Genomic DNA, 16373 nt, shown 5'->3' on the forward strand with positions numbered 1-16373 from the left:
AAGCACGACATGACGTCCCCCGTGGTCATCATCGGAACCGGCCTGGCCGGTTACAACCTGGCCCGTGAGTTTCGCAAGCTCGATGGCGAGACGCCGCTGCTGCTGATTACGGCCGACGACGGTCGCTCCTATTCCAAGCCCATGCTTTCCACCGGCTTCGCCAAGCAAAAGGACGCCGATGGCCTGTGCATGGCCGAGCCGGGGGCCATGGCCGAGCAACTCAAGGCGGTGATCCGCACCCACACGCGCATCAGCGGTATCGACCCTGGCCACAAGCGCCTGTGGATTGGCGAAGAAGCGGTGGAGTACCGCGACCTGGTGCTGGCTTGGGGCGCGCAGACGGTGCAGGTGCCGGTCGAGGGTGACGGGGCTGATCATGTGTTCCCGATCAATGATCTGGAAGACTACGCACGTTTTCGTGCTGCTGCGGCTGGCAAGCAGCGTGTCTTGATCCTCGGCGCCGGCCTGATCGGCTGTGAGTTCGCCAATGACATGCGCCTGGGTGGTTTTGAGGTCGATGTGGTGGCGCCCTGCGAGCAGGTCATGCCGACCCTGTTGCATCCTGCCGCTGCCGCTGCTGTTCAAGGTGGCTTGCAAGGGCTGGGCGTGCGCTTTCACCTGGGCCCCATACTCACTCGCCTGCAGCAGGTGAGCGAAGGCCTTGAGGCGCATCTGTCCGATGGCAGCGTGATCGCCTGCGACCTGGTGGTGTCGGCCATCGGCCTGCGCCCGCGCACCGACCTGGCTGCGGCAGCCGGCCTGCAGACCAACCGCGGTGTAGTCGTGGACCGCCAGCTGCGCACCTCCCACGGCAACATTTTCGCCCTGGGCGACTGTGCTGAAGTCGAAGGTATCAACCTGCTCTATGTGATGCCCCTGATGGCCTGTGCGCGAGCCCTGGCCCAGACGTTGACAGGCAACCCGGCGCAGGTCAGTTACGGGCCGATGCCCATCACCGTGAAAACACCGGCCTGCCCATTGGTGGTTTCGCCGCCGCCGCCTGGCTGTGAGGGAAGCTGGCAGGTGCAAGGGCAGGGCAGTGACCTGAAAGTGCTCTGTCACGCCGCTGACGGCCAGTTGCTCGGCTATGCCCTGACGGGCAGCGCTGTGACGGAAAAACTGGCGTTGAACCGGCAGCTGCCCGCGCTGATGGCATAAACAGCGGGCGTTCTGTCGGATTTATCCTGTAGTTGACCGCACAATGGCCGCCCAGATACTGGCGCGGCCCCGGTCGGCGTGCCATTCTCACTTCCGTCTGCCGCAGATTAGAGCCTGCGGTGCCTTGAACGCTGCTTCACGGGCAGCACGGCAATAACAACAAGAATTCCCGTCAAAGAGGCTTCATTATGCGTAAACCAGAACTCGCCGCCGTCATCGCCGAAAAGGCCGATCTGACCAAGGAAAAGGCCAACCAGGTGCTCAACGCCATTCTCGACAGCATCACCGGTGCGCTGGACAAAGACACCGTGACGCTCGTGGGCTTCGGTACGTTTGAAAAACGCCATCGCGGCGCCCGTACCGGCAAGAACCCTCAGACGGGTGAGCCGGTGAAAATCAAGGCCAGCAATACAGTGGCCTTCAAGCCTGGTAAAAACCTGCGTGACAGCGTCAATGTGTCTGCCAAGCCAGGCAAGAAAGCCAAATGATCGACGTTTGACGTGCAGCCTCTGTTCAAACGGGCGCCTCAGTGCGCCCGTTGCGCTTTCTGAACGCATGACGCTGCGAATTTGCGTAAATTGTCCAGGAAACGGATAAACTGCGAGCTTCGGTCACATTATATTCGAGGCGCGTTGATGAAGTTCCGCTTTCTGCTCTGGGCCATGGGGCTGTTGATGGCCAGGGCCAGCCGTAACAACCCGGCATTTCAGCAGCAACTCGTGGGCAAGGACCTGGTGTTCCAGATGCAGACGCTCGATGGCAAGGTTGCCCGGCACTTCATCGTCAGTGGCGAACGCATCAGCAGCAAAGGTGGCGCTCATGCACAGCCAGCCTTTGCCATTGCGTTCAAGGACGCCGCCTACGGCTTCGCCACGATGCAGGCGAGCAACAAGCAGCTGGCGTTCATGCAGGGCATCCAGGACAAAAGCATCCAGATCAAGGGCAATCCGGCGCTGGTGATGTGGTTCCAGGGTTTGATGAAATACCTGAAACCGAAGAAGAAAAAAGGCTGAATGGCTGGGGCTGCCGAACAGCCCCAACGTATTCAGTGCGGTGCGTTGAACTGCGACGCCAGTTCGCGCAGCAAGCTCTCGGCCTCGAGCACCTTGTTCACCACGTCCTCCGCCTTCTCCCGGCTGACGCCCAGGCGCTCCAGCAACTCGTCAGGGATCGCCTCCTGCGGCCCCGAGCCGATGCCGCGGCAGCGCAGCAGGCGGGTCGCCAGGCACACCAGGTTGGGGTACGCCGAGTATTCGCCGTCATAGGCAGGATCGTGCTGGAACCGCAGCGCGGTCGACAGCTCTTCGGGCATGTCCCACAGCTTCATCAGCCAGGCGCCGATCTGCTCCCGGCTGATACCCAGCAGGTGCTGCTCCACATAGGTGTGGCAGAGGTGCGGGTTGACCTCCAGATGACGGCAGATCAGCGAGAAGTGCGGCGGGAACACATGGGCCAGCAGTAAGTAGCCGAAGTTGTGCAGCAGCCCGGCCAGGTAAGTCAGGCCGGCCTCAGGGCGTTCGGCCCGGGGCATGGCCCGGGTCAGGCCTTCGATGATCGCCGCGGTGTAGATCGACTGCTGCCAGTACGGCGTCGCCTGTTGCGGGTGGTCCTTGGGCAGGCTCAAGGTCTTGCCCAATGCCAGGCCCAGGGCCAGGTTGATCACCAGATCGAAGCCCAGGACGCGGACGATGGCATCTTCCACCGAGCGGATCTTGCCTGGAGAGGCGTAATAGGGCGAGGCTGCCCAGCTGACGACTTGGGCGGCCAGGGCCGGGTCGGTTTCGACCACGCCGGTGATGTCATCGATGCTGGCGTTGGGGTCGACCCGCAGCTTGATGATTTTCTGCGCCGTATCGGCCAGTGGCGGAATCTCGATGGTTTCTTCCAGGCGCTTCTGGATGCGGCGGGCGGTGAAGGCCTGCACTGCCAGGGTAATCTCCCTGGAGTCATCATCCGGGCGGTCGAGATTGGGGCGGATTTCCCTGACGGGTTGGCCGAAAGTGCCAGCGCTGGCCTTGTGCATCATGCGCTTGAAGTCATCACGCTGGATTTCCAGCAGCAGCCCGGCTTCACCAGACTGGATCAGCAGGCGGTCGGCATCGAGCAACTTGCCCTCATAGAGGCAGGGCGAACTGGTCAAGGCCGGAATCGCAGGCAAGGCCTTGAGATGATGCTTGTCGAGCATCTGCTTCAGGCGCTGTAACGGCACGGCCTTGAGCTTGCGCCCCGTCAGCTCTTCCAGACGATTGAGGTCCAGCAGCTTGCTATGCGGGAACAGCACCATCAATGCGCCGATCTCGTCATCGAGCAGGATCGCCTGTACCCGTGAAGCAGCCGGCAGTTGCGTATGCTCAGGCACCTCGCGATAGGCAATGCCCAGTTTTTCGAGCAACAGCCGGATGACAGAGGGTGCGTGTGGGGTTGCGGTGTCCAGGGCAGCTTCAGTCATGGTCCGTATCCACTGATTCTTTTAAACGCGAAGTATAACCAGTCTGGTCGCAAAGCTGGATCCATTCTGGTACTGGCGTCACACTTGGCCATATTGCTGGCCGTGGCGCAGCCAGCGGTCGAGCAGGGGACTCACGTGCTCGGGCCAGCGTGCGATGAGGGCCTGTGCGGCATCGCGCACGGCGGGTAACAGGTCGGCATCACGCATCAGGTCGGCGACCTTGAATTGTAACAAGCCGGTCTGACGCGTCCCGAGCATCTCGCCCGGGCCGCGCAGTTCCAGGTCCTTCTCGGCAATCACGAAGCCATCATTGGTTTCGCGCATGATCCCCAGGCGTTCGCGGCCAATCTGCGACAGCGGCGGGTGATACAGCAGCACGCAGTGGCTCACCGCGCTGCCCCGGCCCACCCTGCCGCGCAACTGGTGCAATTGAGCAAGGCCCAGGCGTTCAGGGTTCTCGATGATCATCAGGCTGGCATTGGGCACGTCCACACCCACCTCGATCACCGTGGTCGCGACCAGCAGTTGCAGGTCGCCTTGCTTGAATTCGGCCATCACCGCGGCTTTTTCCGCAGGCTTCATGCGCCCGTGAATCAGGCCTACGCGCAGTTCGCCCAAGGCGCTGCCCAGTTCCTCGAAGGTGCTCTCGGCTGCCTGGCAGGTCAGTTCTTCGGATTCTTCGATCAGCGTGCAGACCCAATAGGCCTGGCGCCCTTCGGCACAAGCGGCGCGTACCCGCTCCACCACTTCGAAACGCCGGCTATCGGCGACCAGCACGGTGTTCACCGGTGTGCGACCTGGCGGCAGCTCGTCGAGCACCGAGGTGTCGAGGTCGGCGTAGGCGCTCATCGCCAGCGTGCGCGGGATCGGGGTGGCAGTCATGATCAGCTGGTGCGGGCACAGTTCGCCTGCAACACCCTTCTTGCGCAGGGCCAGACGTTGTTGCACCCCAAAACGGTGTTGTTCGTCGATGATCGCCAGGGCCAGGTGCTTGAAGTGCACTTCTTCCTGGAACAACGCGTGGGTCCCCACCACCATCGGTGCACCGTTGGCGATCTGTTCCAGGGCGCTGGCGCGGGCCTTGCCCTTGAGCTTGCCCGCCAGCCAGGCGACTTCCAGGCCCAGCGGCTCCAGCCAGCGCTTGAAGGTGATGTAGTGCTGCTCGGCGAGAATCTCGGTGGGCGCCATCAGCGCCACCTGGTAGCCCGCCTCCAGTGCTTGCAGCGCCGCCAGTGCGGCAACCACCGTCTTGCCGGCGCCGACATCGCCCTGTACCAGGCGCATCATCGGCTCGGCCTGGCTCAGGTCGTAGGCGATTTCATCGGCTACCCGCTGCTGTGCGCCGGTCGGCGTGAAGCCCAGGTTGGCCAGGTATTGCACCTGCAGGCGCTTGGCCTTGGGCAGAACGGGGGCGCGCAAGCTGCGCAGGCTTTCCCGCAGCCGTTGTTGCGACAGTTGGTGGGTAAGCAGCTCTTCGAAGGCAAGGCGGTGCTGGGCCCAGTGCTGGCCTTCGGCGAGTTCATCAAGGTCGGCATCAGCCGGCGGGTTGTGCAGGTAGCGGATGGCATCATCCAGCGGTGCCAGGTGGTAGTCCCGGGCCAGTTCGTCCGGTAGCCAGTCCGGTAGGCTGCGCGGGCCGAGCATACCCAGGCTTTGCTGGCAGAGCAGGCGCAGGCGCTGCTGGGTGAGGCCTTCGGTGGACGGGTAGATCGGCGTCAGGGTCTGCTCGACCGGCGGTGGCGGCTCGTCGCCATTGAGTGCGCGGTACTCCGGGTGGTAGATCTCCAGGCCCGAGGCGCCGGGGCGGGCCTCGCCATAGCAGCGCAGGTGCGTCCCGCGCTTGAGGCCTTCCTTCTGCGCATTGCTGAAGTGATAGAAGCGCAGGCTGAGCACGCCGCTGCCATCACCCAGGCGCACGACCAGGCTGCGGCGCTTGCCCATGGTCACATCGGCGCCACTGACCACGCCTTCGATCACTGCGTCCTGGCCGGGGCGCAAGGCGCCGATAGGCACCACACGGGTGCGGTCCTGATAGCGCAGCGGCAGGTGGAACAACACGTCTTGCAGGTTTTCCAGGCCGACCTTGGCGAGCTTCTGCGCCATGGCTTCGCCTACGCCCTTGAGCGCGGTGACCGAGACCTTCGACAACTCAGTCATGACTCAGGCCGGTTGTTCCACAGCGGGCTTGGCTACCGAGCAGAGGCGAATCGAGTCAGCAAGGATCTCGATGGCCTTGGGCCGCGGGAAGCTTGCGCGCCAGGCGATGGCTACGGTGCGGAAGGGTGTCGGCGCGGTAAGCGGGCGCACTTCGATGACCCCCGGTGCGTAATGGTGGCTGTGCACCGCCGAAAGCGGCAGGATCGACACGCCCAGGCCCGAAGCGACCATGTGGCGGATGGTTTCCAGCGAGCTGGACTCCACCGTGGTGTGCTTGGCGCCTTCACCGCCTTTGTTCAGCGTCGGGCAGGCTTCCAGAACCTGGTCGCGGAAGCAGTGGCCCTCGCCGAGCAGCAGCAGGCTCTTGTCGTTGAGCATGGCGGTGTCGATGGTCTTTTTCGCGGTCCAGGGATGGTCGGCGGGCATCAGGGCGCAGAATGGCTCATCGTACAGTGGCAGGGTCAGCACGTCGGCTTCGTTGAACGGCAGGGCGATGATCACCGCGTCGAGTTCACCGTTGCGCAGTTTTTCGCGCAGCACGTGGGTGAAGTTCTCTTCGATGTACAGCGGCATCTGCGGGGCCACGCGGTGCAGCTGCGGGATCAGGTGCGGGAAGAGGTAAGGGCCGACGGTATAGATCGCACCGACCTTCAGCGGGGCGGTGAGCTGGTTCTTGCCGGCTTGGGCCAGCTCGCGGATGCCCTGCGCCTGCTCCAGTACCTTCTGCGCCTGGGCGACGATGCTTTCACCGACTGGCGTCAGGCGCACCGCGCTCTTGCTGCGCTCGAAGATCAGCACGCCAAGCTCGTCCTCAAGTTTTTTAACACCGACGGACAGGGTGGGCTGGCTGACATGGCAACGCTCGGCGGCGTGGCCGAAGTGCTGCTCCTGGGCGAGCGTGACGATGTAGCGTAATTCTGTGAGGGTCATAACGTGCGTCCATGAAGTTGCGAGCCCAGCATAGCGGCTGCAATCGATAGACGCACGTTATCAGACTTGCCGATGTGTGACAGAAACAAAAGTCTCAGCGACGGTCCAGCGAGTAGACGAACGGCGCTACGACTTCAATCGTGCCATTGTTCAGCAATTCCGCTGGCGGCTTGGGCACCTTGCCAGCCCTGCGGATCATTTCCATGGTTGCCCGGTCCAGCGCTGCGCTGCCCGAACCCCCTGCCATCGAGTACGAGAGCACCTTGCCGTCTGCATCGACCACGAAGCGCAGGCGGTTGATGCCCTGAAGGCCCCGGCGGCGAGCATCTTCCGGGTAGCGCTTGTACTTCGCCAGGTGGCGCAGCAGGTCGCTCTGCCACGTCGGCAGCGCCTTGCTGTTCGCGGCAATGCTTGGTGCCGGTGCCGCCGACTTCTGCGGTGGCGTATTGGTTGGCGGCGTGTCCACGACCTGTTCTTTGGTCGGTGGCTCATCCTTCGGCGGCTCAGGCTTTTTCACAGGCTTCGGAGGTTGAGGCTTGGGTTTGGGCTTGGGCGGCTTGGCGATGGCGATCTTTGGTTTGGGCGCTTCAGCCACCTTGGGCAACGGCGGTTCTTCGACCGGTGCCGGCGGCTGTGGAGCGGCCTTCGGTGGTGGTGGCGGTGCCGGCTCGGGCAGCGGTGCCAGCTCGACCATCATGGCTGCCGGGGGCAGCTCGACGGCCTGGGGCACCGACCAGTTGAGCGTGAGCAGCACAGCGACGGCATGGACACCCAGCACAAGTACCAGGCTGCCGCTGTAACGCGCCAGATTGTGCCGCGTCTTCGTCATTTCTTGGCTGCCGTCTCGAGACCTACCAGACCGACTTTGAGGTAGCCGGCCGCGCGCATGTTGTTCATCACTTCCATCAGGTCACCGTAATCCACACCTTTGTCGGCCTGGAAGAAGATGGTGGTTTCCTTGTCGCCCTTGGTCTTGGCGTCGAGCATCGGGCCAAGCTGGTTGGGTGCAGGCACCTGATCGTCACCGACATACAGCTTCTGGTCGGCCTTGACGCTGACGAACACGGGTTTCTCCGGCCTCGGTGCCGGCTTGGCGGTCGAGGCCGGCAGGTCGACCTTGATGTCGACCGTGGCCAGCGGCGCGGCCACCATGAAGATGATCAGCAGTACCAGCATCACGTCGATGAACGGCGTGACGTTGATTTCGTGGTTTTCGGCGAGGTCGTCGCCACCTTCGTTGAGATGCAGGCCCATGGCTTACCCCACTTTCACCATGTGCGGGGCGACGCGCTCGCCACCCTGGTGGTCCAGGTCACGGCTGACCAGCAGCAGGACCTGCGCCGAAGCATCGGAAACCTGGGCTTTGTAGCCGGCGATGGAGCGGGCGAAGACGTTGTAGATGACTACGGCCGGAATCGCGGCGACCAGGCCCAGGGCGGTGGCCAGCAGGGCTTCGGCGATACCGGGGGCAACGACGGCCAGGTTGGTGGTCTGGGTTTTGGCAATGCCGATGAAGCTGTTCATGATGCCCCACACGGTACCGAACAGGCCGACGAAAGGCGCAGTGGAACCGATGGTGGCGAGCACGCCGGTGCCGCTGCTCATGTTGCGGCCGCTGGCATGCACCAGGCGCTCCAGGCGGAAGCTGACGCGTTCCTTGATGCCCTCTTTTTCGCGGGCGTTGGCCGACAGGCGCATTTCTTCCAGGGCATCGTGGACCAGCGTGTGGGCCAGAGTACCTTCCTTGTTGGAGACGTCGCTGGCTTCCTTGAGGCTGGCAGACTTCTTCAGCTGGGCGATTTCGCCGCGCAGACGACGCTTGGCGCCCATCAACTCGAAGCCCTTGGCGATCCAGATGGTCCAGGTGATGATCGAGGCGATGGCCAGGCCGATCATGACCGCTTTCACCACCACGTCGGCGTTCTTGTACATGCCCCACGGCGACAGGTCATGGGCCATGCCCAGCGAAGTGTCCTCAACCACCGCTTCGGTGCTCGGGGCTGCCGCTGCCGGCGCATCGACCGGTGTAGCGACCTGAGCGTCGCCAGCAGGGGCCTGGCCTTCGCTGGCAGGGGTGGCTGGCGCGCTTGCCGCTGCAGGGGTGCTGACGTTGGTATTGGGCTCATCGGCCATAGCCACTGGGGCCAGGACCAGGCTGAACATCAGCGCAGCGATGGCGCGCCAGGCGCGCGACGGGGTTGGCGAAGCGGAAGGTTGAGTACGTGTCATGCTGGCCGGACCTGATGAAGAAGAAGTGTGCGTTCTCCAAGGCCTCGATACAGGCCGAGAACAGATAGGGGCGCTATTATTGCAAGTAATTCTTGTTAACAAAAGTAATATTGTAGCTTTTTTCGCCCATGGTCTAGCCGCCCATCGTGTAATCCGGCTAGCCTGATTCTTTGGTCTAGGAGTTAAGTGATGTCAGACCGTTCCGTATTGATCGTGGGTTGTGGTGACGTAGGCGGCCGGCTGGCTCGCCAATTGCTCGCCCGTGGCTGGCAGGTAAGCGGCCTGCGTCGCTCGGTCGAACACCTGCCACAGGGTGTTGTACCGATCGCTGCCGACCTGTCCGATCCGGGCATGCCCCAGGCTTGGCCGCAGCGTTCCCCGGATTATCTGGTGTACTGCGTAGCCGCCAGCCAGCACGATGAAGCGGGTTACCAAAGCGCCTACGTCGAAGGCTTGCGTCACGTGCTGGGGTGGTTGGCCGAGCGTGGGCAACGTCCGCGCCGCCTGCTGTTCGTCTCCAGCAGCAGCGTGTTTGCACAAAAGGATGGGGAGTGGATCGATGAGACCGCACCTACCGAACCGCAAGGCTATTCGGGGCGCGTGATGCTGGAGGCGGAGCGGCTGGCGCTGAGCAGCGGCCTGCCGGCAAGCATCGTGCGCCTGACCGGGATCTATGGCCCCGGGCGTGAGTGGCTCCTGAGCCAGGTGCGTCAGGGCTATCGGGTGGCCACCGAGCCGCCGCTGTTTGGCAACCGTATTCATGCCGAGGATGCCGGGAGCCTGCTGGCGTTCCTGCTGCAGGCCGATGCCGAGGGTGTGGCGTTGGATGATTGCTATATCGGCGTTGATGACGACCCTGCGCCACTGGCCGATGTGGTTGGCTGGTTGCGAGCGTACATGGGCGTTACCGAATGGTCTGATGAGCAGCGGGTGCGCCGCACTGGCAGCAAGCGCTGCAGCAATGCCCGGGTGCGGGCATTGGGGTGGGTACCGCAGTATCCGAGTTACAAGGAAGGGTACGCGGCGATCCTGAAAGGCCAAGGCTGAGGCCTGCTGGCCCTATCGCCGGCAAGCCGGCCCCACGCTGGGCAGTGTCAGGTCGCAGGCCTGCACCGTAACTGTGGGGCCCGACTTGCCGGCGATCAGGCCAGTGAAGCCAGGCGGGGCTTGAGTCAGTCCTTCTCCAGCACCCACTGGCGATTACCGGCGGCCAGTTGCGGGATTTCATCAGGCTGTGCACGGTTGAGCGCCTGGAAGATCTCCAGCTTGTCGCCATCGCGCTTGAAGATGAATGGCGCGCCACGCTGGTTGCGCTCCAGCCACAGGCTGTCGTTGCTGCCACCCATGCTGGCGCAATCGCCGGCCAGGCACAGAGCGTAGCGGTCCGGGCCGGGCAGGCCGGTTACGCCGCCGTTGTCGGCGAAGTGGACGACGCTACCTTTGCCCTGGCCTTCGACGATCTTCCAGTCCCCACCCAGGTACGCCTGGTACAGTGCTTTTTCGAAGCTGCTACCCAGGCTCACATTGCCGGGTTGTTTGGCGCGGACGAAGCTGCGTTCGGCGCCGGTTGTGTCTGTGGCCTTCAGCTCGTCGCCATCGAGCGCCAGCTGTTCGGTCTGGCCGCCCGGGAAGCTGGCCTGCCACTGCTTGTCAGTGGCACTCAATTGGCCGTCAGCGGCCTCGAAACCATTGCTGTAGCTGGCCCGCTGGCTGGCCACATCGAGTTTCCACTCGAAGATGGGGCCGTGCTCATCGAGGGCCTGACGCAGGCTGCCACCTTTGACGGCGGCGTCGATGGCGTCCTGGTTGATCCAGGTGCCGTTGAAGTCTTCGGGTTTGTGGCTGGCGCAGCCGCTCAGAAGCAGGGCTGCCAGCGCGAAGGGCAGTGCTTGACGCATGGTAGGTTGACCTTGAACTGAAAGGTGACGGGCAGGGTGCCCGTCACCTGCGGCATCAATCGATGACCAGGATGGCGTCCATTTCTACCTGGGCGCCTTTTGGCAGCGCGGCAACACCAATGGCAGCACGGGCTGGGTATGGCTGCTCGAAATAGCGGCCCATGACTTCGTTGACCTTGGCGAAGTGGCTCAGGTCGGTGAGGAAGATGTTCAGCTTGACGATGTCCTTGAACGAACCGCCGGCAGCTTCAGCAACGGCCTTGAGGTTCTCGAAGACCTGTACGGTCTGGGCTTCGAAGCCCTCAACCAGTTCCATGGTGTTCGGGTCCAGCGGGATCTGGCCCGACATGTAAACGGTGTTGCCGGCTTTGATCGCTTGCGAGTAGGTACCGATGGCGGCAGGGGCCTTGTCGCTGTTGATGACGGTCTTGCTCATGATGACTCCTTGCGGTTGGCGGACTACGCACGCATGCGGGTGATGCGGACCACGCCGGTCAGCGTACGCAGCTTCTTGATCACACGAGCCAGGTGCACGCGGTCGTGCACGCTGACCACCAGTTGGACAACGCTGATGCGGCCGTCGCGTTCGTCCATGCTGATCTTCTCGATGTTGCCGTCGGCGGCATTGACGCTGCTGGCCAGCAGGGCGATCAGGCCGCGCTGGTGCTCCAGCTCGACACGCAACTCGACATTGAATTCGCCGGTGATGTCCTTGGCCCAGGAAAGCTGTACGCACTTCTCCGGGTTATGCCGGATTTCACTGATGTTGCGGCAGTTCTCCAGGTGCACGACCATGCCCTTGCCTGCCGACAGGTGGCCGACGATCGGGTCGCCCGGGATGGGCGTACAGCACTTGGCGTAGCTCAATACCAGGCCTTCGGTGCCGCGGATCGCCAACGGGCCTTCCGGCGCCGGCAGCTGCTCGCCTTCGGCTGACAGCAGGCGGCGGGCCACCACATAGGCCATGCGGTTGCCCAGGCCGATGTCTTCGAGCAGGTCCTCGATCAGTTCCAGGCGGTACTCGGCGAGAATCGCGTTGATACGCTCCTGAGGGATTTGCTCGAGGCTGCTGTCGAAACCGGTCAGCACCTTGTTCAGCAGGCGCTCGCCCAGGTTGATCGACTCGGAACGTCGCTGCTGCTTGAGTGCGTGGCGGATGTGCGTACGGGCCTTGCCGGTGACCACGAAATTGAGCCAGGCCGGGTTGGGCCGCGCGCCCGGGGCGCTGACGATCTCAACCGTCGAACCGCTCTGCAGCGGCTCGGACAGGGGTGCCAGGCGCCGGTTGATGCGGCAGGCGATGCAGCTGTTGCCCACATCGGTATGCACCGCATAGGCGAAATCCACGGCGGTGGAGCCTTTGGGCAGCTCCATGATCCTGCCTTTGGGCGTGAAGACATAGACCTCGTCAGGGAACAGGTCGATCTTCACGCTCTCGATGAATTCCAGCGAGTTGCCGGCACGCTGCTGCAGCTCGAGGATGCCCTTGACCCACTGGCGGGCGCGCGCATGGTTGCCTTTGGGCTGCTCGTCGTTGGACTTGTACAGCCAGTGCGCGGCGATGCCGTTGTTGGCCATCTCTTCCATTTCGCGGGTACGGATCTGGATTTCGATGGGCACGCCGTGCATGCCGAACAGCGTGGTGTGCAACGACTGATAGCCGTTGGCCTTGGGGATCGCGATGTAGTCCTTGAAGCGCCCGGGCAGCGGCTTGTACAGGTTGTGCACGGCACCGAGCACGCGGTAGCAGGTGTCGACCTTGTCGACGATGATGCGGAAGGCGTACACGTCCATGATCTCAGTGAAGGCGCGGCGCTTGCCGCGCATCTTCTTGTAGATGCCATAGAGGTGTTTCTGCCGGCCGCTGACCTCGCCTTGAATACCGTCGGCAGCCAGGCAGTTGGCCAGCGAGTGCTCGATCTTGGCGACGATCTCTTTGCGGTTGCCGCGTGCGCTCTTGACCGCCCGATGGATCAGTGACGACCGCATGGGGTGCATGGCCTTGAAGCCAAGGTCTTCGAACTCTACGCGCACGGTGTGCATGCCCAGCCGGTTGGCGATGGGGGCGTAGATTTCCAGGGTTTCCTTGGCGATGCGTCGGCGTTTTTCGCCAGACAGCACTTCCAGGGTGCGCATGTTGTGCAGGCGGTCGGCGAGCTTGACCAGGATCACGCGGATATCGCGGGCCATGGCCATGGCCATCTTCTGGAAGTTTTCAGCCTGCGCTTCGGCCTTGGTCTCGAAGTTCATCTGGGTCAGTTTGCTGACCCCATCGACCAGCTCGGCAACCGTTTCGCCAAACTGCTGGCTGAGCGCTTCCTTGGCGATGCCGGTGTCTTCGATCACGTCGTGCAACATGGCCGCCATCAGGCTCTGATGGTCCATATGCATGTCGGCGAGGATGCTGGCTACCGCCAGCGGATGGGTCACGTAGGGCTCGCCGCTGCGGCGGCGTTGCCCATCGTGTGCCTGTTCGGCGTAGAAATAGGCGCGCCGAACCAGGTTGACCTGTTCGGGCCCCAGGTAGGTCGACAGCCGTTCGGCTAAGGCTTCTATGCCCGGCATGATTTCACCTCTTGCCGAGGAAGAGGGCCTTGTGCCGCGCGACGTCGACCAGGCATGGATCAGACAGCCTCGTTGGACTCGTCCTCGAAGGCGGCGAAGACCGGATCCTCGGTAACGATCTCTTCAGCAGCAATGAATTCGTTGGTGACGATGCCTTCTGCGATTTCACGCAGGGCAACGACGGTTGGCTTGTCGTTTTCCCACGCTACGCGCGGCTCTTTGCCGCCGGTAGCCAGCTGACGGGCGCGCTTGGTCGAGAGCATGACCAGCTCAAAACGGTTATCCACGTGTTCCAGGCAGTCTTCAACAGTTACGCGGGCCATGGTCTTCCTCAGTAGCAAATGCGATGGGCGTGCAGCCCAATATGGGCAGGCGGACTCGATAGTTTAAAAAATCACCAGCCAATAGGGAAGCGCTGTTTTGCCGGATACCCAATCAGGCCTGCATCCTTCACCCTGCGCACGCGGCCTTGCCGAGGCGCCGAACCACCGCGAAAGGGCCGTAACAGACACACTCATCTTGTATCTCACAACATCGCGCCGCGCAACCTCGGGGTCAGCTCTTCGAACAATGTCTGCACCGAGCGCAAAGCCCGGCAATCGGGCCGGGTCAGCAACCACAGTTGGGTGTCGCAACCGGCCAGCGGTCCGCTCAGCGCCTCGACGCCAGGCAGCGCGTGGACCATGTAGTCGGGCAGCGCCGCAACGCCCAGCCCCGTGCTCACCAGCTGTGCAATGGTCGACATGCTGCTGCACTGGTAGCGCGGGCTCAGCCCGGGGTACTGCTGGTTGCGCCAGACCACGGTGGGGTGGTCCTGCATGGAGTCGTCCGGGGCAATCCATGGCACGTTGTGGTGAGACTCGCTCAGGCGTTCGCGCCATTGCGCCTGGCCACAGATCACATAGGACGTCGAACCCAGGCAACGGCCGACCAGGTGCTCAGGCGGCGTATTGGTCAGGCGCAGGGCAATGTCGGCATCGCGCCTGCTGAGGTTGGCGAAGGTATTGGACGTGCCCATCTCCAGCGACAGTGCCGGGTAATTGGGCATGAACTCGGCCAGGGCCGGCAGCAGCAAGCTGTGCATGACCGCCTCGGTGCACGTCAGGCGCACGGTACCGCTGACCACCTGCTCGCCACTGGTCATGGCGATGCGCGCGGCATCCAGTGCCTGCTCGGCGCGTTCGGCCTGCTCGGCCAGGGCCTGGGCCGTGTCGGTCGGCAGGTATCCCTTGCGGCTCTTGACGAACAGTGCGGTGCCCAGTGCCGACTCGAGCCGGCGAATCGAACGGAACACGGTCGATACATCGACCTTGAGCAGTTCGGCGGCCTTGGCCAGTGAGCGCCCGCGCTCCAGGGCCAGGACCAGGGAGAGGTCGGCGTGGGTGATCTGATATTGCATTGGTGCACGCTCTACTTGCCGAAATGCCAATGTCTGTTGCATTGAGGCCATTTTATAGTGGAACTGCCCCCGGGAATCAATGCGCTCGGTCGGGTAACCAATCCCCACGATGGGAAAGTTAAAAAAACAACAGCTGCAACCATCGTCGCCCGTGAGGCGCCAGCCGTATCCCCCTATCGCCGCAGCCCTTCAAAGGATGTACACCATGACGTCGGTCACCCCGTGCGCCAGTTCTTCCAGCGAGATGAAAGACTTCCTCCAGGCCCATCCGGAAACCCAGTACGTCGATCTGCTGATCTCCGACATGAATGGCGTGGTACGTGGCAAGCGCATCGAGCGGGCCAGCCTGCACAAGGTGTACGAAAAGGGGATCAACCTGCCGGCATCGCTGTTCGCCCTCGATATAAATGGCTCGACCGTTGAAAGCACAGGGCTTGGGTTGGACATCGGCGATGCCGACCGGATCTGCTACCCGATCCCCGGGACGCTGTGCAACGAGCCCTGGCAAAAGCGCCCGACCGCCCAGTTGCTGATGACCATGCACGAGTTGGAAGGCGAACCGTTCTTCGCTGACCCACGCGAAGTGTTGCGCCAGGTGGTGAGCAAGTTCGATGACCTGGGCCTGGACATCTGCGCCGCGTTCGAGCTGGAGTTCTACCTGATCGACCAGGACAACCTCAACGGTCGCCCGCAGCCACCGCGCTCACCCACTTCAGGCAAGCGTCCGCAGTCGACCCAGGTCTACCTCATCGACGACCTCGACGAATATGTCGACTGCCTGCAGGACATGCTGGAAGCCGCCAAGGAGCAGGGCCTGCCGGCCGATGCCATCGTCAAGGAAAGCGCCCCCGCGCAGTTCGAAGTCAACCTGCACCACGTTGCCGACCCGCTGAAGGCGTGCGACTACGCGATCCTGCTCAAGCGCCTGGTCAAGAACGTCGCCTACGACCATGAAATGGACACCACGTTCATGGCCAAGCCGTACCCGGGCCAGGCGGGCAACGGCCTGCACGTGCACATTTCGCTGCTCGACAAGAAGACCGGCAAGAACATCTTTGCCCATGAAGACCCGCTGCAGAGCGACGCGCTGCGCCATGCCATTGGTGGCGTGCTGGAGACCATGCCGGCGTCGATGGCGTTCCTGTGCCCGAACGTCAATTCCTACCGCCGGTTCGGCGCGCAGTTCTACGTGCCGAACGCGCCGAGCTGGGGCCTGGACAACCGTACCGTGGCTGTCCGCGTACCGACTGACAGCAGCGAAAACGTACGCATCGAACACCGCGTGGCGGGCGCCGATGCCAACCCTTACCTGATGCTCGCCGCGGTCCTCGCCGGTATCCACCACGGCTTGACCAGCAAGGTCGAACCTGGCGCGCCGATCGAGGGCAATTCGTACGAGCAGCTGGAGCAAAGCCTGCCGAACAACCTGCGCGATGCGCTGCGCGCGCTGGATGACAGCGAAGTCCTCAACCAATACATAAGCCCGGACTACATCGATATCTTCGTGGCCTGCAAGGAAAGTGAGCTGGCCGAGTTCGAAGTATCGATCTCCGACCTCGAGTACAACTGGTACCTGCACACGGTGTAA

Annotated in this window: 16 protein-coding genes; 5 read left to right on the forward strand and 11 right to left on the reverse strand. The window is 62.9% G+C overall.

Annotation, left to right across the window (positions count from 1 at the left end; genetic code table 11):
- Window positions 1-9 precede the first annotated feature (9 nt).
- From JNA92_RS22545 to JNA92_RS22555, 3 genes are all read left to right on the forward strand, one after another.
- Window positions 10-1158, forward strand: a complete 1149-nt coding sequence (locus JNA92_RS22545) for an NAD(P)/FAD-dependent oxidoreductase (protein ID WP_241806732.1) — start codon at window positions 10-12, stop codon at window positions 1156-1158.
- Window positions 1159-1346: 188 nt separating this feature from the next.
- Window positions 1347-1646 carry an HU family DNA-binding protein gene (locus tag JNA92_RS22550; protein ID WP_241806733.1) on the forward strand — a complete coding sequence of 100 codons (300 nt, stop codon included), beginning with the start codon at window positions 1347-1349 and terminating at the stop codon, window positions 1644-1646.
- Between the two features lie 147 nt (window positions 1647-1793).
- Window positions 1794-2171, forward strand: coding sequence for a helicase (locus JNA92_RS22555; RefSeq protein ID WP_241806734.1), 378 nt, complete (start codon window positions 1794-1796; stop codon window positions 2169-2171).
- Between the two features lie 32 nt (window positions 2172-2203).
- Here JNA92_RS22555 and JNA92_RS22560 read toward each other — a convergent pair whose 3' ends face one another.
- The 6 genes from JNA92_RS22560 to exbB form a co-directional block, all read right to left on the reverse strand.
- Window positions 2204-3607 carry an aminoacyl-tRNA deacylase and HDOD domain-containing protein gene (locus JNA92_RS22560; protein WP_241806736.1) on the reverse strand — a complete coding sequence of 468 codons (1404 nt, stop codon included), beginning with the start codon at window positions 3605-3607 and terminating at the stop codon, window positions 2204-2206.
- Window positions 3608-3685: 78 nt separating this feature from the next.
- Window positions 3686-5764, reverse strand: coding sequence for an ATP-dependent DNA helicase RecG (recG, locus tag JNA92_RS22565; RefSeq protein WP_241806737.1), 2079 nt, complete (start codon window positions 5762-5764; stop codon window positions 3686-3688).
- Window positions 5765-5767: 3 nt separating this feature from the next.
- Window positions 5768-6694, reverse strand: coding sequence for a hydrogen peroxide-inducible genes activator (locus JNA92_RS22570; RefSeq protein WP_241806739.1), 927 nt, complete (start codon window positions 6692-6694; stop codon window positions 5768-5770).
- Window positions 6695-6788: 94 nt separating this feature from the next.
- A complete protein-coding gene (locus JNA92_RS22575) occupies window positions 6789-7523 on the reverse strand; it encodes an energy transducer TonB (RefSeq protein WP_241806740.1) in 735 nt (244 codons plus the stop codon).
- Window positions 7520-7948 carry a TonB system transport protein ExbD gene (exbD, locus tag JNA92_RS22580; protein WP_241806741.1) on the reverse strand — a complete coding sequence of 143 codons (429 nt, stop codon included), beginning with the start codon at window positions 7946-7948 and terminating at the stop codon, window positions 7520-7522. Before exbD ends, JNA92_RS22575 begins: the two co-directional genes overlap by 4 nt.
- A 3-nt stretch (window positions 7949-7951) precedes the next feature.
- A complete protein-coding gene (gene exbB, locus JNA92_RS22585; RefSeq protein ID WP_241806742.1) occupies window positions 7952-8923 on the reverse strand; it encodes a tonB-system energizer ExbB in 972 nt (323 codons plus the stop codon).
- 189 nt (window positions 8924-9112) lie between these two features.
- On the opposite strand from exbB, the gene JNA92_RS22590 reads away from it, so the two are divergent.
- A complete protein-coding gene (locus JNA92_RS22590) occupies window positions 9113-9970 on the forward strand; it encodes an SDR family oxidoreductase (RefSeq protein WP_241806743.1) in 858 nt (285 codons plus the stop codon).
- A 125-nt stretch (window positions 9971-10095) separates the two neighbouring features.
- On the opposite strand, the gene JNA92_RS22595 is transcribed toward JNA92_RS22590, so the two are convergent.
- From JNA92_RS22595 to JNA92_RS22615, 5 genes are all read right to left on the reverse strand, one after another.
- Window positions 10096-10821, reverse strand: coding sequence for a hypothetical protein (locus tag JNA92_RS22595; RefSeq protein ID WP_241806744.1), 726 nt, complete (start codon window positions 10819-10821; stop codon window positions 10096-10098).
- A gap of 55 nt (window positions 10822-10876) precedes the next feature.
- Entirely contained in the window at window positions 10877-11257 is a 381-nt protein-coding gene (locus JNA92_RS22600; protein WP_012312121.1) for a RidA family protein, read from the reverse strand.
- 23 nt (window positions 11258-11280) lie between these two features.
- Window positions 11281-13386, reverse strand: a complete 2106-nt coding sequence (spoT, locus tag JNA92_RS22605; protein ID WP_241806745.1) for a bifunctional GTP diphosphokinase/guanosine-3',5'-bis pyrophosphate 3'-pyrophosphohydrolase — start codon at window positions 13384-13386, stop codon at window positions 11281-11283.
- A 59-nt stretch (window positions 13387-13445) separates the two neighbouring features.
- Window positions 13446-13709, reverse strand: a complete 264-nt coding sequence (gene rpoZ, locus JNA92_RS22610) for a DNA-directed RNA polymerase subunit omega (RefSeq protein WP_012312123.1) — start codon at window positions 13707-13709, stop codon at window positions 13446-13448.
- Window positions 13710-13912: 203 nt separating this feature from the next.
- Window positions 13913-14785: a LysR family transcriptional regulator gene (locus JNA92_RS22615; protein ID WP_241806746.1), complete on the reverse strand. Its 873-nt coding sequence runs from the start codon at window positions 14783-14785 to the stop codon at window positions 13913-13915.
- Between the two features lie 244 nt (window positions 14786-15029).
- On the opposite strand from JNA92_RS22615, the gene JNA92_RS22620 reads away from it, so the two are divergent.
- Window positions 15030-16373, forward strand: coding sequence for a glutamine synthetase family protein (locus JNA92_RS22620; RefSeq protein ID WP_372490517.1), 1344 nt, complete (start codon window positions 15030-15032; stop codon window positions 16371-16373).

The organism is Pseudomonas putida (genome assembly GCF_022627325.1).
In the GTDB taxonomy this organism is placed as follows: Bacteria; Pseudomonadota; Gammaproteobacteria; order Pseudomonadales; family Pseudomonadaceae; genus Aquipseudomonas; species Aquipseudomonas putida_X.

Coding starts and splice junctions, on each gene's coding strand:
- JNA92_RS22545 (WP_241806732.1), top strand. CDS start 10: ATGACGTCCCCCGTGGTCATCATCGGAACCGGCCTGGCCGGTTACAAC.
- JNA92_RS22550 (WP_241806733.1), top strand. CDS start 1,347: ATGCGTAAACCAGAACTCGCCGCCGTCATCGCCGAAAAGGCCGATCTG.
- JNA92_RS22555 (WP_241806734.1), top strand. CDS start 1,794: ATGAAGTTCCGCTTTCTGCTCTGGGCCATGGGGCTGTTGATGGCCAGG.
- JNA92_RS22560 (WP_241806736.1), bottom strand. CDS start 3,607: ATGACTGAAGCTGCCCTGGACACCGCAACCCCACACGCACCCTCTGTC.
- recG (WP_241806737.1), bottom strand. CDS start 5,764: ATGACTGAGTTGTCGAAGGTCTCGGTCACCGCGCTCAAGGGCGTAGGC.
- JNA92_RS22570 (WP_241806739.1), bottom strand. CDS start 6,694: ATGACCCTCACAGAATTACGCTACATCGTCACGCTCGCCCAGGAGCAG.
- JNA92_RS22575 (WP_241806740.1), bottom strand. CDS start 7,523: ATGACGAAGACGCGGCACAATCTGGCGCGTTACAGCGGCAGCCTGGTA.
- exbD (WP_241806741.1), bottom strand. CDS start 7,948: ATGGGCCTGCATCTCAACGAAGGTGGCGACGACCTCGCCGAAAACCAC.
- exbB (WP_241806742.1), bottom strand. CDS start 8,923: ATGACACGTACTCAACCTTCCGCTTCGCCAACCCCGTCGCGCGCCTGG.
- JNA92_RS22590 (WP_241806743.1), top strand. CDS start 9,113: ATGTCAGACCGTTCCGTATTGATCGTGGGTTGTGGTGACGTAGGCGGC.
- JNA92_RS22595 (WP_241806744.1), bottom strand. CDS start 10,821: ATGCGTCAAGCACTGCCCTTCGCGCTGGCAGCCCTGCTTCTGAGCGGC.
- JNA92_RS22600 (WP_012312121.1), bottom strand. CDS start 11,257: ATGAGCAAGACCGTCATCAACAGCGACAAGGCCCCTGCCGCCATCGGT.
- spoT (WP_241806745.1), bottom strand. CDS start 13,386: ATGCCGGGCATAGAAGCCTTAGCCGAACGGCTGTCGACCTACCTGGGG.
- rpoZ (WP_012312123.1), bottom strand. CDS start 13,709: ATGGCCCGCGTAACTGTTGAAGACTGCCTGGAACACGTGGATAACCGT.
- JNA92_RS22615 (WP_241806746.1), bottom strand. CDS start 14,785: ATGCAATATCAGATCACCCACGCCGACCTCTCCCTGGTCCTGGCCCTG.
- JNA92_RS22620 (WP_372490517.1), top strand. CDS start 15,030: ATGAAAGACTTCCTCCAGGCCCATCCGGAAACCCAGTACGTCGATCTG.